The following is a 14,489-nucleotide window of genomic DNA, read 5'->3' on the forward strand; positions in this document are numbered from 1 at the left end:
CTGATGGCCGAAGAATTCCACGAGGACCACGGACACAGCGTCGCTGCCTGGACCACTGTGGTGTTCCTGCTCGTCGCGTCCGTGTGTGTCGGCATCGGTGTGGCATGGGGCATTCACGCGCTCTACTACACCGGCGGCTCGCTCGCGGTGGTCGGTGTCGCGGTCGGCAAGATCCTGGCCAAGATGGGCTTCGGCAACCACCACCGGCTGACCTCCCCTCCGCTCACCCCGGAGGAGCAGGGCAACGTCGACGCGCGACGGGCGTCCTAGGTGTCCACGGTCCTCGACGAGATCATCGTCGGCGTCCGCGAGGACCTCGCCGGCCGCCGGCGGCAGACGTCCGCCCAGGAGATCGCCCGACGGGCGCAGGACGCGCCGGCGCCGTTGGACGCGTTGTCGGCGTTCCGCGCGACCGGTCCGGTGAAGGTCATCGCCGAGGTCAAGCGGCGCAGTCCGAGCAAGGGTGATCTCGCAGCGATCCCGGACCCGGCGCAGCTGGCCGCGGCATACGCCCGTGGGGGTGCGACGGCGATCTCGGTGCTCACCGAGCCGCGCCGCTTCGGCGGCTCGCTCGCCGACCTGGACGCGGTGCGTGCTGCGGTCTCGATCCCGGTGCTGCGCAAGGACTTCATGGTCGAGCACTACCAGCTCGACGAGGCACGCGCTCATGGCGCGGACATCATCCTGCTGATCGTCGCCGCTCTCGACGACGCGCAGCTGCGTGACCTCTTCCAGCACGCGTCCGCTCTCGGGATGACGGCGTTGGTCGAGACCCACGACGAAGCCGAGATCGACCGGGCGCTCGCCGTCGACGCCCGGCTGATCGGCGTCAACGCGCGCAACCTGAAGACTCTCGACGTCGACCGCGCGGTGTTCGCCCGGTTGGCGCCACGGGTGCCCGAGGACCGGGTGCGCGTCGCCGAGTCCGGCATCCGCGGCCCGCAGGACGTCGCCGACTACGTCGCCGCCGGTGCGGACGCCGTGCTCGTCGGCGAGGCGCTGGTCACCGGCGGTGACCCGGAGGCGTCGGTCGGCGCCATGCGCTCTCACACCGAAGGATCAGCATGAGTCAGACCACCCCCAAGCTCGGCCGGTTCGGCGCGTATGGCGGGCGCTATGTCCCCGAGGCGCTGGTCGCGGCGCTCGAGGAGCTCGACGAGCAGCGCGCCAAGGCAATGGCCGACCCGGCGTTCATCGGGGAACTGACCCGGCTGCAGCGCAGCTACACGGGCCGGCCGAGCATCATCACGCCGGCCCGTCGCTTCGGCGACGAGCACTGCGGCGGTGCCCAGATCGTGCTGAAGCGCGAGGACCTCAACCACACCGGGTCCCACAAGATCAACAATGTGCTCGGGCAGGCGCTGCTCACCAAACGGATGGGCAAGACGCGGGTGATCGCCGAGACCGGTGCCGGTCAGCACGGAGTCGCGACCGCGACCGCGGCGGCGCTGATGGGCCTCGACTGCACGGTCTACATGGGCCGGGTCGACACCGAACGCCAAGCGCTCAACGTCGCGCGGATGCGGCTGCTCGGCGCCGAGGTGGTGCCCGTGGACCACGGCTCCCGCACGCTGAAGGACGCGGTCAACGAGGCCTTCCGCGATTGGGTCGCCAACGTCGCGCACACCCACTACGTGCTCGGCACCGTCACCGGTCCTTACCCGTTCCCGGAGATGGTCCGCGACTTCCACCGGGTGATCGGTGTCGAGGCCCGCGCCCAGATGCTCGACGAATACGGCCGGCTGCCGGACGCCGTGCTGGCCTGTGTCGGCGGCGGCTCCAACGCGATGGGCATCTTCCACCGCTTCATCGACGACGCCGGCGTCCGGCTGATCGGCCTGGAAGGCGGTGGGGATGGGCCGGACAGTGGCCGGCACGCGTCGCGGTTCAGCGGTCAGGCGATCCCCGGTGTGCTGCACGGCGCCTACACCTACGTGCTGCAGGACGAGGAGGGCCAGACCATCGAATCCCATTCAGTGTCAGCCGGTCTGGACTACCCCAGCGTCGGCCCCGAACACGCCTACCTGCGCGACTCCGGTCGCGCGGAGTACTACCCGATCACCGACACCGAGGCGATGACCGCCTTCGAGGCGCTGTCCCGGACGGAGGGGATCCTGCCCGCGATCGAGAGCGCCCATGCGCTCGCCGGCGCGATGAAGATCGGCCGTGAGCTCGGTCCCGACGCGCTGCTGCTGGTGAACCTGTCCGGCCGGGGCGACAAGGACGTGCACACGGCCGCCCAGTGGTTCGGCCTGCTCGACGACGACGCGCGGGATACCCAGGTATGACGAGCACCGACCGCCTCACCCCGGTGACCACGACGCTCGCTCGCACCCGCGCGGAGGGCCGTGCGGCCCTGGTCGGCTACCTGCCGGTCGGCTACCCCGACGTGGACACCTCCATCGAGGCCATGCTGACGATGGTCCGGGCCGGTGTCGACATCGTCGAGATCGGCCTGCCCTACACCGACCCGCTCATGGACGGCCCGGTGATCCAGACCGCCGCGACCGGCGCGCTCGCCGCGGGCGTGCACGTGCGCGACGTCTTCCGGGCGGCCGAGGCGGTAGCCGGTGCCGGCGCCGCGTGCGAGGTGATGACCTACTGGAATCCCGTGCTGCGCTACGGGGTCGATGCGTTCGCGCGTGACCTCGCGGCCGCGGGCGGGTCCGGACTGATCACCCCCGATCTGGTGCCCGACGAAGCGGCCGACTGGATCGCCGCCAGCGACGCCCACGGCCTGGACCGGGTTTTCCTCATCGCGCCGAGCTCCACGCCGGAGCGGCTGGTGACGACCACGGCTGCATGCCGGGGCTTCATCTACGCCGCCTCGCTGATGGGTGTGACCGGCGCTCGGTCCGCGGTCGGCAGTGAAGCAGCCGCGCTCGTCCAACGTGCTCGGGCGGTCACCGAGACGCCGGTGTGCGTCGGCCTCGGGGTGTCCACGGGCGAGCAGGCCCGCGAAGTGGGCGGCTTCGCGGACGGCGTCATCGTCGGCTCCGCGCTGGTGGCCACCCTGGTCGATGCGACCGATCGGCAGGAGGGACTCGCCGCGCTGGCGAAGAAGGCCGCGTCGCTCGCCGACGGGGTGCGCGGGTGATCGCCGGCTCGTCATACTTCCCGAGCCCGACGGTCGGCGTCTTCTGGCTCGGCCCCTTCCCCATCCGGATGTACGCGCTGTGCATCCTGACCGGGATCGTGCTGGCCGTCTGGGTCGCCGGCCGGCGACTGGAGGACCGCGGCTACAAACGTGAGGTCATCTACGACATCGCGTGGTGGGCGGTGCCGTTCGGCATCGTCGGCGGCCGCATCTACAACGTCATCACCTCACCGCAGCCCTACTTCGGCAAGAACGGCAACCCCTGGGACGCGCTCGCCATCTGGCACGGCGGCCTCGGCATCTGGGGCGCAATCGCGCTCGGCGCGCTGGGTGGCTGGATCGCCTGTCGCCGCAAGGGTGTTCGCTTTCTGGACTTCGCCGACGCCGGCGCTCCCGGCGTCGCACTGGCGCATGCCATTGGCCGCTGGGGCAACTACTTCAACAACGAACTGCACGGCCGCAGCACCGACCTGCCCTGGCGGCTGAAGGTCTACCAGTGGGACGAGAGTGCCGGTCACGCGGTCAGGGACAGCGCCGGCCACCCGATCGTGGCCGGTTACTTCCAGCCCACCTTCCTCTACGAGTCGCTCTTCCTGCTGCTGCTCGCTCTGCTCATCGTCTGGCTGGACCGCCGCTACACGCTGGGTCGAGGCCGGTCGTTCTTCCTGTATGTCGCGCTCTATCCGTGCGGCCGGGTGTGGATGGAGCTGTTGCGCGACGACCCGGCGAACCACATCCTCGGCCAGCGGGTCAACGTGTGGGTCTGCCTGCTCGTCTTCATCGGCGGCGTCATCGGCTACGTCCTGTGCGCTCGGCGTTTCCCCAACGGCGTGCGCGAGCCGATCCCGGCCGCGACGCCGGCGGGCGCCGACCACGACGACGATTCGGATGCGGACGCGCCGGACCCGACCGACGCCCGCGTCACCGAGGAGCGTCCGACCGCGGAGACCGAGCACACGGCGGACCGCCGAGAATGACGGCCGAACCCATGGCTGACACCGCCGGGCCGGACCCCGGTCCGGCCTTCGGGGTGGTCGTCCTCACGCAGGGCAAGCGCCCCGAGGAACTGCGGCGTGGCATCGAGTCGGTGCTGCGCCAGCAGGGCGTGCGACTCGACGTCGTGGTGGTCGGCAACGGCTGGCAGCCGGTCGACCTGCCGGACGGTGTGAAGACGCTCGCCATACCCGAGAACGTCGGCATACCGGCCGGACGCAACGCGGGCGTCGACCAGGTCTCCGGCGAGCTGTTGTTCTTCCTCGACGACGACGCATGGCTGCTGGACGACGACTTCCTGGCGAGTTGCGCGACGGAGTTCGCGGCCGATCCGACGATCGGCATGATCCAGCCGCGCATCGAGGACCCGGCGGCCGGTGAGTTGCCCACGCGCTGGATCCCGCGGCTGCGCAAGGGCAGTCCCTACCGTTCGTCCAATGTCTTCTCCGTGGTGGAGATGGCGGTCGCCATCCGGCGGGACGTCTTCCAGCGGACCCTCGGCTGGCCGGCGCCGTTCTTCTACGCGCACGAGGGCATCGAGCTGGCCTGGCGCGTGTGGGGTGCGGGATATCGAACCGTCTACCTCGGACACCTCCGGGCGGGGCACCCGGTGATCGACCCTCGCCGGCACGACGACTACTACTCGAAGAACGCCCGCAACCGTGTCTGGCTCGCGCGGCGCAACCTCCCGTGGCCGGTCAGTTGGGGGTATGTCGGCACGTGGAGCGCCGTGCAGCTGGTCCGGTCCCGCACCGCTCCGGCGACGCTGCGTCCCTGGCTGGCGGGATGGCGCGACGGCTGGCGCTCGCAGCCGTGGGCACCGGGCGAACCCCAGCGGAAACTGCCCTGGTCGGCCGTATGGCGGATGGGTCGCCACGGCCGCTGGCCGCTCGTCTGAGTCTCATTATTCGAGACTGCCGGTCCACTTTGTGGGCACGCGAGAAGCCGGGTATCCTGAACGGGCCTTGGTGGCCAGCGTCGTCCTCGCAAGGTTCGGTTATCTCATCAGAACGGCGCTCCCACTGCCGTTCGCGACGACTGGACGGTGAGTTGGTTGACGGCGCAGGGAAGCTTTTCCGCGGTTCCGGCGGCACAGGGGCTCTACAACCCCCTTCATGAGCACGACGCGTGCGGCGTGGCGATGGTGGCCACGATGCGCGGCACGCCCGGGCACGACATCGTCGATCACGCCCTCACGGCACTCCGCAATCTCGAGCACCGCGGTGCGACGGGCGCCGACCCGTGCGTCGGCGACGGCGCCGGCATACTCACGCAGATCCCGGACGACTTCTTCCGGGCGGTCTGTGAGTTCGAGCTGCCGGCCAAGGGCACGTATGCCGTGGGCATCGCCTTCCTGCCGACCGACCCGGACGAGCAGTGGTACATCGGCGAGCGCTTCGCGCAGCTCGCCAGTGAGGAAGGACTGCGCGTCATCGGCTGGCGCGACGTCCCGACCGACCCCTCGCTGGTCGGCGCTGCGGCGCGTGAAGTCATGCCGGTCTTCCGGCAGGTCTTCGTCGCGGCCGCCGACGGCGCGCTGTCCGGCGTCGAACTGGACCGCAAGACCTACGCGCTGCGCAAGCGCATCGAGAACGAGCGCGAGATCTATTTCCCGTCCCTGTCCGGCCGGACCATCGTCTACAAGGGCATGCTGACCACCGGTCAGCTGGAGCCGTTCTACCCGGACCTGTCGGACCGGCGGTTCACCACCGAGATGGCACTGGTCCACTCGCGCTTCTCGACCAACACCTTCCCCTCCTGGCCGCTGTCGCACCCCTACCGGCTGATCGCCCACAACGGCGAGATCAACACCGTGCGCGGCAACCGCAACTGGATGCGCGCCCGCGAATCCACGCTGCACAGTGAGATTTTCGGCGGGGACATCGAACGGCTCTTCCCCATCTGCACGGAGTCGGGGTCCGACTCGGCGAGCTTCGACGAGGTACTGGAGCTCCTGCACCTGGGCGGCCGCAGCCTCCCGCACGCGGTGCTGATGATGATCCCCGAGGCCTGGGAGAACCACGAGACGATGGACCCCGCGCGGCGGGCGTTCTACGAATACCACTCGGCGATCATGGAGCCGTGGGACGGCCCCGCGTGCGTCGCCTTCACCGACGGCACCGTGGTCGGCGCCGTGCTCGACCGCAACGGGCTGCGACCCGGGCGCTACGCCGTGACCGACGACGGCCTCGTCGTGCTCGCCTCCGAGGCCGGTGTGCTCGACCTGGACCCCGCGCACGTCGTCCGCAAGGGCCGGCTGCAGCCGGGCCGGATGTTCCTCGTCGACACCGCCCAGGGGCGGCTGATCAGCGACGACGAGATCAAGCGCGACCTGGCTGCCCAGCACCCCTATGAGGACTGGCTGCACGCCGGCGTCATCAAGCTCTCGCAGCGGCCGGAGCGCGAACACGTCTGGCACACACCCGCGTCCGTGGTTCGGCGACAGCAGACGTTCGGCTACACCCACGAGGAGCTGCGGCTGCTGCTGACGCCGATGGCCACCTCCGGTGCCGAGGCGCTGGGGTCGATGGGCACCGACACCCCGATCGCCGTGCTGTCCGACCGGCCCCGGCTGCTGTTCGACTACTTCAGCCAGCTGTTCGCGCAGGTGACCAATCCGCCACTGGACGCGATCCGTGAGGAGCTGGTGACCTCGCTCGGCACCCTGATGGGTCCGGAGCACAACGCCCTCGAGGTCGGCCCGCAACACGCGCGCCAGGTCGAGCTGGACTTCCCGGTCATCGACAACGACGAGCTGGCCAAGCTGGTCAACCTCAACAACGAGGGCGACTTCCCCGGCTACCAGACCTACGTCATTCGCGGCACCTACCGGGTCGCCGGTGGCACCAGCGCGCTGCGCTCGCGGCTCAAGGGCATCTGCGCCGAGGTGTCTCAGGCGATCGAGGAGGGGCACCGCTTCGTCGTGCTGTCCGACCGGGAGAGCACCGCCGCGTTCGCGCCGATCCCGTCGCTGCTGCTCACCGCCGCGGTCCATCACCACCTGGTGCGGGAGAAGACCCGCACCCAGGTCGGTCTGATCGTGGAGGCGGGTGACGTGCGCGAGGTGCACCACGTCGCCTTGCTCATCGGGTATGGCGCCGCAGCCGTGAACCCTTATCTGGCAATGGAATCGGTCGAGGACCTGGTCCGCCGGGGCTTGATCTCCGAGGTCACTCCGGAGCAGGCCGTCAAGAACCTCATCAAGGCCCTCGGCAAGGGTGTCCTCAAGGTCATGTCGAAGATGGGCATCTCGACCGTTGCGTCATACCGGGGCGCGCAGGTCTTCGAGGCCCTCGGGCTGTCCCAGGGGGTCATCGACGAATACTTCACCGGCACCGTGTCCCGACTCGGCGGCATCGGGCTGGAGGAGATCGCCCGCGAGATCGCCGAGCGGCACCAGACGGCATACCCGAAGAACGGCCAGCAACTGTCGCACCGCACCCTCAACACCGGCGGCGAATACCAGTGGCGCCGGGAGGGTGAGCCGCACCTCTTCGACCCGGAGACCGTCTTCCGCCTGCAGCACTCGACCCGGTCACGGCGCTACGACATCTTCAAGAAGTACACCCAGCGGGTCGACGACCAGTCCGAGCGCCTGATGACGCTGCGCGGATTGTTCTCCTTCAAGCAGGCTCGGCCGAGCATCCCGATCGAGGAGGTCGAGCCGGTCAGCGAGATCGTGAAGCGCTTCTCGACCGGCGCGATGAGCTACGGCTCGATCAGCAAGGAGGCGCACGAGACGCTCGCCGTCGCGATGAACCGCCTCGGCGCTCGGTCCAACACGGGGGAGGGCGGTGAGGACCTCGACCGGTTGCTGGACCCCGAGCGCCGCTCGTCCATCAAGCAGGTCGCATCCGGCCGCTTCGGGGTGACCTCGGTCTACCTGACGCAGGCAGACGACATCCAGATCAAGATGGCGCAGGGTGCCAAGCCGGGGGAGGGCGGTCAGCTGCCGGGCCACAAGGTCTACCCGTGGGTGGCCAGCACGCGGCACTCGACACCAGGCGTCGGGCTGATCTCCCCGCCCCCGCACCACGACATCTACTCGATCGAGGACCTCGCCCAGCTGATCCACGATCTGAAGAACGCCAACCCGGCCGCTCGGATCCACGTCAAGCTGGTCTCCGAGGTGGGCGTCGGCACGGTGGCGGCCGGGGTGTCCAAGGCCCACGCGGACGTCGTGCTGATCTCCGGCCACGACGGCGGCACCGGAGCCGCGCCGCTCACCTCGCTCAAGCACGCCGGTGGGCCGTGGGAGCTGGGCCTCGCCGAGACGCAGCAGACGTTGTTGCTCAACGGATTGCGCGACCGCATCGTGGTGCAGACCGACGGTCAGCTGAAGACCGGCCGCGACGTCATCGTGGCGGCCCTGCTGGGTGCCGAGGAGTTCGGTTTCGCCAGCGCGCCACTGGTGGTCAGCGGCTGCATCATGATGCGGGTCTGCCACCTCGACACCTGCCCCGTCGGTGTCGCGACGCAGAACCCGGAACTCCGGGCCCGGTTCACCGGCAAGCCGGAGTTCGTGGAGACGTTCTTCGAGTACATCGCCGAAGAGGTTCGAGAACTGTTGGCGCAGCTCGGTTTCCGAAGCCTGGACGAGGCGATCGGCCAGGTCGATGTGCTGGACACGGAGCGAGCGGTCAAGCATTGGAAGGCCGCAGGGCTGGACCTGGCGCCGATCCTGGCGAAGATCGACCTGCCGGAAGGCACACCGCGCCGGCACGTCGTGCCCCAGGACCACGGTCTGGCCAAGGCGTTGGACCAGCAGCTCATCACGATGAGCCGCGACGCCCTGGAGGACCGGGCTCCGGTGCGCATCGAGTTGCCGGTCGCCAACGTCAACCGGACGGTGGGCACGATGCTCGGGCACGAGGTGACCAAGCGCTACCCGGACGGGCTGCCCGACGACACGATCGACATCACCCTGACCGGCGCAGCCGGCCAGTCGCTGGGGGCTTTCCTCCCGGCCGGCATCACGTTGCGTCTCTTCGGAGAGGCGAACGACTATGTGGGCAAGGGACTTTCGGGCGGCCGTGTCGTGGTGCGACCACTGCGCGACGCTTCGCTGGTTGCCGAACAGAACGTCGTCGCCGGCAATGTGATCGGCTACGGCGCGACCAAGGGCGAGCTCTTCCTGCGCGGTGTGGTCGGCGAGCGCTTCTGCGTCCGCAACTCGGGCGCGACCGCGGTCGTCGAGGGTGTCGGGGACCACGGGCTCGAATACATGACCGGCGGGACGGCGCTCATTCTCGGCCCGACCGGTCGCAACCTCGGCGCTGGTATGTCGGGCGGTGTCGCCTATGTGCTCGACCTCGCCGACCAGCTGGTCAACCGCGAGCTGGTGGACGTCAGCCCGCTGCGCGAGCAGGACCTGGCCGTCGTGCACCAGCTGCTCGAGAAGCACCGCGAATGGACCGGATCCGCAGTAGCCGCAAGGCTCCTCGCGGAGTGGCCGGTCAGTGCCGACCGCTTCTCGCTGGTGTTGCCGCGGGCTTACCAGCAGGTGCTCGACGTGCGAGCGCAGGCGGCCGACGAAGGACTCGATCCGGACGGCGATGCCGTCTGGGAACGCATCATGGAGGTGTCCCGTGGCTGACCCACGCGGCTTTCTGAAAGTCCGGGAGCGCAGCCTCCCGCAGCGTCGTCCCGTGCCGGTGCGCATCCGGGACTGGAAAGAGGTCTACGAGGAGCAGCAGCTCTCCGACCTGCAGCAACAGGCCGGCCGCTGCATGGACTGCGGCATACCGTTCTGTCACTCCGGATGTCCCCTCGGCAACCTCATCCCGGAATGGAACACCCTTGCCTGGCGCGGCGACTGGGCCGACGCGATCGACCGGCTGCACGCCACGAACAACTTCCCGGAGTTCACCGGCCGGCTGTGCCCCGCGCCCTGTGAGACCGCCTGCGTGCTCGGCATCAGCGAGCCGGCGGTGACCATCAAGCAGGTGGAGCTGACCACGATCGAGGAGGCGTTCGCGGCCGGCACGGTCGAGCCGATGCCACCGGAGCGGCTCACCGGACGGACCGTCGCAGTCGTCGGATCCGGCCCAGCTGGACTTGCGGCCGCCCAGCAGCTCACCCGCGCCGGACACACCGTCGCTGTCTTCGAACGCGCCGACAAGCCGGGCGGATTGCTGCGCTACGGCATCCCCGAGTTCAAGATGGAGAAGTCGGTCGTCGACCGCCGCATCGAGCAGATGACCGCCGAGGGCACCCGCTTCCGCTGCAACACCGAGATCGGCAAGGACATCACCTGGGCGCAGCTGCGCGCGCGGTATGACGCCGTCGTGATCGCGGTCGGCGCGACCGTCCCCCGCGACCTGTCCGTGCAGGGCCGGGAACTCGAGGGCTTCGTGCAGGCCATGGACTTCCTGCCGCCGGCCAACCGGGTCGCACTCGGCGAAACGGTGTCCGGCCAGATCACCGCGGAGGGCAAGCACGTGGTGGTCATCGGTGGCGGCGACACCGGTGCCGACTGCATCGGCACGTCGCACCGGCAGGGCGCCGCATCGGTGACCTCGCTGGAGATCCTGCCGCGGCCCGGTGAGGAGCGGTCGCCCCAGCACCCGTGGCCGACCTACCCGATGATCTTCCGGGTGGCGAGCGCCCACGAGGAGGGCGGCGAACGCGTCTACTCGATCAGCACGAAGGAGGCGCTCGACGACGGGAACGGACGGATCCGGGCGCTGCGTGTCGTCGAAGTGCGTTCCGGCGCGGGCGGTTTCGAGGAGGTCGAAGGGACCGAGAAGGAACTGAAGGCCGACCTCGTCCTGCTGGCCATGGGCTTCCTCGGTCCGTTCACCGAAGCACTGGTCGAGGAGTTCGGCGTCGAGCTGGACGAGCGGTCCAACGTGCGCCGGGACAGCGACTTCATGTCGTCCGTGCCCGGCGTGTTCGTCGCGGGTGACGCAGGACGCGGCCAGTCGCTGATCGTCTGGGCGATCGCCGAGGGGCGCGCCGCCGCCCGCGGCGTCGACGCGTTCCTCTCCGGCGGTCACTCCGATCTGCCCGCGCCGATCGCGCCGACGGACCGGCCGCTGGCCGTCTGACCGAATCCCACCCCGGAAACCCGTTCCGTATCCCGGACCGTATGCCGGACCTCGTGTCCGGCATACGGTCCGCTCACTAAGGTTGAGGTATGCGTCGAGCCAAAATCGTTGCCACTCTTGGACCTGCCACTTCGTCCCCGGAGAAGGTGCGGCAGCTCGTCGACGCCGGGATGGACGTCGCACGGCTGAACCTCTCGCACGGCGCCTACGAGGACCACGAGAAGGTCTACCGGGCGATCCGGGCGGCGGCCAAGGACTCCGGTCGCGCCGTGTGCGTCATGTGCGACCTGCAAGGTCCGAAGATCCGCACCGGCCGGTTCGCCGACGGGCCGGTCGAGCTGGCCAGGGGCGACGAGTTCACGATCACCGTGGACGACATCCAGGGGGACCGGCAGCGAGTCTCCACCACCTACAAGGGTTTGCCGGGCGACGTCGAAGCCGGTGACATGCTGCTGATCGACGACGGCAAGGTGTCCCTGCGAGCGAAGGAAGTGACTGCGAGCGAGGTGCGTGCCGAGGTCGTCGAGGGCGGCACCGTCTCCAACAACAAGGGCATCAACCTGCCCGGCGTCGCGGTGAGCGTGCCGGCGTTGTCCGGGAAGGACGAGGCCGACCTGCGCTGGGCGTTGCAGCTGGGCGCAGACGTCGTTGCCCTGTCGTTCGTGCGGGACGCGTCCGACATCCGCCGTGCGCACGAGATCATGGACGAGATGGGCCGCCGGGTCCCGGTGATCGCGAAGGTCGAGAAGCCGCAGGCCGTGGACAATCTCGAGGCCATCATCGACGCGTTCGACGGAGTCATGGTCGCTCGTGGCGACCTGGGCGTCGAGTTGCCGCTCGAAGAGGTGCCGATCGTCCAGAAGGTCGCCATCGAGATCTGCCGGCGCAACGCCAAACCGGTCATCGTCGCGACCCAGGTGCTCGAGTCGATGATCGACAACTCCCGCCCGACCCGGGCCGAGGCGAGTGACTGCGCCAACGCCGTGCTCGACGGCGCGGACGCGATCATGCTCTCCGGCGAGACCAGCGTGGGCGCGTGGCCGATCGAGGCCGTGCAGACGATGGCCCGGATCATCGACAGCACCGAGGAACACGGCCTCGACCGGGTCCCGCCGCTCGGCACCCGCCCGCACACCAAGGGCGGTGCGGTCACCGCTGCGGCCGCCGAGGTCGGCGACCTGCTCGACGTGCGGTTCCTGGTGACGTTCACCGAGTCCGGTGACTCCGCCAAGCGGATGGCCCGGCTGCGCAGCCCGCGGCCGATGCTTGCGTTCACGCCCAAGGAGTCGACACGGTCGCAGCTGGCGATGGTCTGGGGCGTCGAGACCTATCTCGTGCCGCAGGTCAAGCACACCGACATGATGGCCATGCAGGTCGACGAGATCCTGCTCGGCTCGGGCCGGGTCGAGGAGGGCGATGTCGTGGTCATCGTCGCCGGCTCGCCGCCCGGCATCCCCGGCTCGACCAACGCACTGCGCGTCCACCGCATGGGCGACGCCAAGAACAAGGTCGCCCCTGCCTACCACTGAGTCTTCTGCTTGATTGAGCGGCATACCCGCGCATCGAGCGGCATACCGATCAGCGCCCAATCCGTATGCCGCTCGATCATGCGGTGTGCCGCTCGATCAGTGCCGGCCTCCACCGCGGCCGCGGACGCTGCTGGCTTGAAGCGGCCGATTGGAGGCGCGAGCGGCATCTCCCGTACACTGGCGCCGCACTCCCGCCGGAGTGGTGGAACGGCAGACACGGAGCACTCAAAATGCTTTGCTCGCAAGGGCGTGCGGGTTCAAATCCCGCCTCCGGCACCAAGATTTTCCAGTTCTGAGGTCCAGTAGAACGTGCGCCATACCGCACCTTCTACTGGACACAAAGTAAGGGCGACGCCACCTTCGCTCGTGTCGGCTGACGGCCTCGCCTCGCGCGTCGCAATTCCGGCGTGCGGACGTCGTCGGCATCGGTCGCTACAGTGCGACGGGTGGACGTGTTGGCCTGGAGCGCGTGGACCGGCAATGCCATCGCGCTCGCCGGCATCGGCTACACGTGGTGGTCCGGCCGGGGCACGAAGCAGGCGGCAGCAGCAGCCGGTGAGCGGGCCGACGAGTCACTGCACACCGCCCAGGAGGCGGCCGCAGCGCAGCAGCGGATGGCCGACGTGCTGGAGAAGATGTACGAGGCTCAGGAACGGCATACGACCGGCGCCTTGCGCTCCCAGGCCATCGCGCCAGGAGCCGCGCCCTCAGCTGCAGCCTCGCGTCCGCCTTGGCTGGTGGAACGCACCGGTGCCGAGGAATACGCGCTCACCAATGCCGGCCCGGACACGGTGTATGACGTGCACGTCGTAGCGGCCAGTGGTGTCGCGCGGCTCGATCCACCGCTTCCCGAGGGTGATTCCTGGGTAGCTGGAACTTCACGGTCGTTCGAAGTCGTCGCCTCCTGGCAGACCGGCACACCGCAGATCGTGGTGACCTGGCGGGACGCGCCGGACGGCGCTGAGCGTCGCTGGGAGCGCGTCGTACCGCAGTGACCGGGCGATCAGAACGACCGGGCCACAACAGGTTCGACGACACGAGAGCTCCGGAGGTGCGACGGACGTGATGCACACGATGCTCGGTGCGGCTCACGGCCAGGGCACGCTCCAGGTCGGCGAGCTGTTGCTGGCGTTCGTCCTCTCCGCGGTGGTGGGGTTGGAGCGACAACTGCGCGGCAAGGCAGCCGGCCTCCGCACGCAGACCATCGTCGGCACGTCGTCCGCGTTGATCCTGCTGGTGAGCAAATACGGGTTCAGCGATGTCCTCGGCGAGCACGTGACGCTGGATCCGTCCCGTGTCGCCGCGCAGATCGTCTCCGGGATCGGCTTCCTCGGCGCCGGCCTGATCATCACCCGCCGCACGACGGTCCGCGGCCTGACCACTGCGGCCTCGGTGTGGGAGACCGCGGCGATCGGCATGGCCGCCGGAGCCGGGCTGCCGCTGCTCGCGGTGGTGGTGACCGGGCTGCACTTCGTCGTCGTGCTCGGCTTCACGCCGCTGTCCATCTGGCTGGGGGACAGGGGCAACGGCGAGCGCCGCTTCCTGGTCACGTATGCCGACGGCCGCGGCATCCTCCGCGAGGTGCTGGCCGCGTGCTCACGCCACCAGTGGGTCATCGGCTCACTGTCGGTCGAGAGGGGCCGCAAGCCGATCGGCGAGGAGGAGGGGGACGGCTGGGACGACACCGCGGTCGTCGCCGTGGCCATCACTCTCTCGGGACGTGCTCTGGACCGGGTGGTTCCGGTGCTGGGAGAGGTGGACGGCGTCATCCGGATCGATCGGGAGGAAGCCGATGACGACTGAGCCGTGCCGCCGGCGTAC

General features: G+C 69.3%; 11 protein-coding genes and 1 tRNA gene. All 12 read left to right on the top strand.

What is annotated here, in order from left to right; genetic code table 11:
* Positions 1-3: 3 nt before the first annotated feature.
* Positions 4-270 (top strand): HGxxPAAW family protein, encoded by a 267-nt coding sequence (locus tag ACN8HC_RS16935; protein WP_490076018.1) that lies wholly within the window; start codon positions 4-6, stop codon positions 268-270.
* Entirely contained in the window at positions 271-1,068 is a 798-nt protein-coding gene (gene trpC / locus ACN8HC_RS16940; RefSeq protein ID WP_490076019.1) for an indole-3-glycerol phosphate synthase TrpC, read from the top strand. It abuts the gene before it with no gap.
* Positions 1,065-2,288, top strand: coding sequence for a tryptophan synthase subunit beta (gene trpB / locus ACN8HC_RS16945; RefSeq protein WP_490076020.1), 1,224 nt, complete (start codon positions 1,065-1,067; stop codon positions 2,286-2,288). Before trpC ends, trpB begins: the two co-directional genes overlap by 4 nt.
* Positions 2,285-3,097 (top strand): tryptophan synthase subunit alpha, encoded by an 813-nt coding sequence (trpA, locus tag ACN8HC_RS16950; RefSeq protein ID WP_490076021.1) that lies wholly within the window; start codon positions 2,285-2,287, stop codon positions 3,095-3,097. The genes trpB and trpA overlap by 4 nt, the downstream gene beginning before the upstream one ends.
* Positions 3,094-4,074 carry a prolipoprotein diacylglyceryl transferase gene (gene lgt, locus ACN8HC_RS16955; protein ID WP_490076022.1) on the top strand — a complete coding sequence of 327 codons (981 nt, stop codon included), beginning with the start codon at positions 3,094-3,096 and terminating at the stop codon, positions 4,072-4,074. The genes trpA and lgt overlap by 4 nt, the downstream gene beginning before the upstream one ends.
* Before the next feature lie 11 nt (positions 4,075-4,085).
* Positions 4,086-4,988, top strand: coding sequence for a glycosyltransferase family 2 protein (locus tag ACN8HC_RS16960; protein WP_490076023.1), 903 nt, complete (start codon positions 4,086-4,088; stop codon positions 4,986-4,988).
* 147 nt (positions 4,989-5,135) lie between these two features.
* Positions 5,136-9,686 carry a glutamate synthase large subunit gene (gene gltB, locus ACN8HC_RS16965; RefSeq protein WP_490076024.1) on the top strand — a complete coding sequence of 1,517 codons (4,551 nt, stop codon included), beginning with the start codon at positions 5,136-5,138 and terminating at the stop codon, positions 9,684-9,686.
* Positions 9,679-11,139, top strand: coding sequence for a glutamate synthase subunit beta (locus ACN8HC_RS16970; protein ID WP_490076025.1), 1,461 nt, complete (start codon positions 9,679-9,681; stop codon positions 11,137-11,139). Before gltB ends, ACN8HC_RS16970 begins: the two co-directional genes overlap by 8 nt.
* 89 nt (positions 11,140-11,228) lie before the next feature.
* Positions 11,229-12,668 carry a pyruvate kinase gene (gene pyk, locus ACN8HC_RS16975; RefSeq protein ID WP_490076026.1) on the top strand — a complete coding sequence of 480 codons (1,440 nt, stop codon included), beginning with the start codon at positions 11,229-11,231 and terminating at the stop codon, positions 12,666-12,668.
* Between the two features lie 193 nt (positions 12,669-12,861).
* Positions 12,862-12,947, top strand: a tRNA-Leu gene (locus ACN8HC_RS16980).
* Between the two features lie 167 nt (positions 12,948-13,114).
* A complete protein-coding gene (locus tag ACN8HC_RS16985) occupies positions 13,115-13,663 on the top strand; it encodes a hypothetical protein (protein WP_490076027.1) in 549 nt (182 codons plus the stop codon).
* Positions 13,664-13,733: 70 nt separating this feature from the next.
* On the top strand, positions 13,734-14,471 hold the full coding sequence (locus ACN8HC_RS16990) for an MgtC/SapB family protein (RefSeq protein ID WP_490076059.1): 738 nt from the start codon (positions 13,734-13,736) through the stop codon (positions 14,469-14,471).
* The last annotated feature ends 18 nt before the right edge of the window (positions 14,472-14,489 follow it).

It is taken from the genome of Flexivirga sp. YIM B11880 (assembly GCF_058148645.1).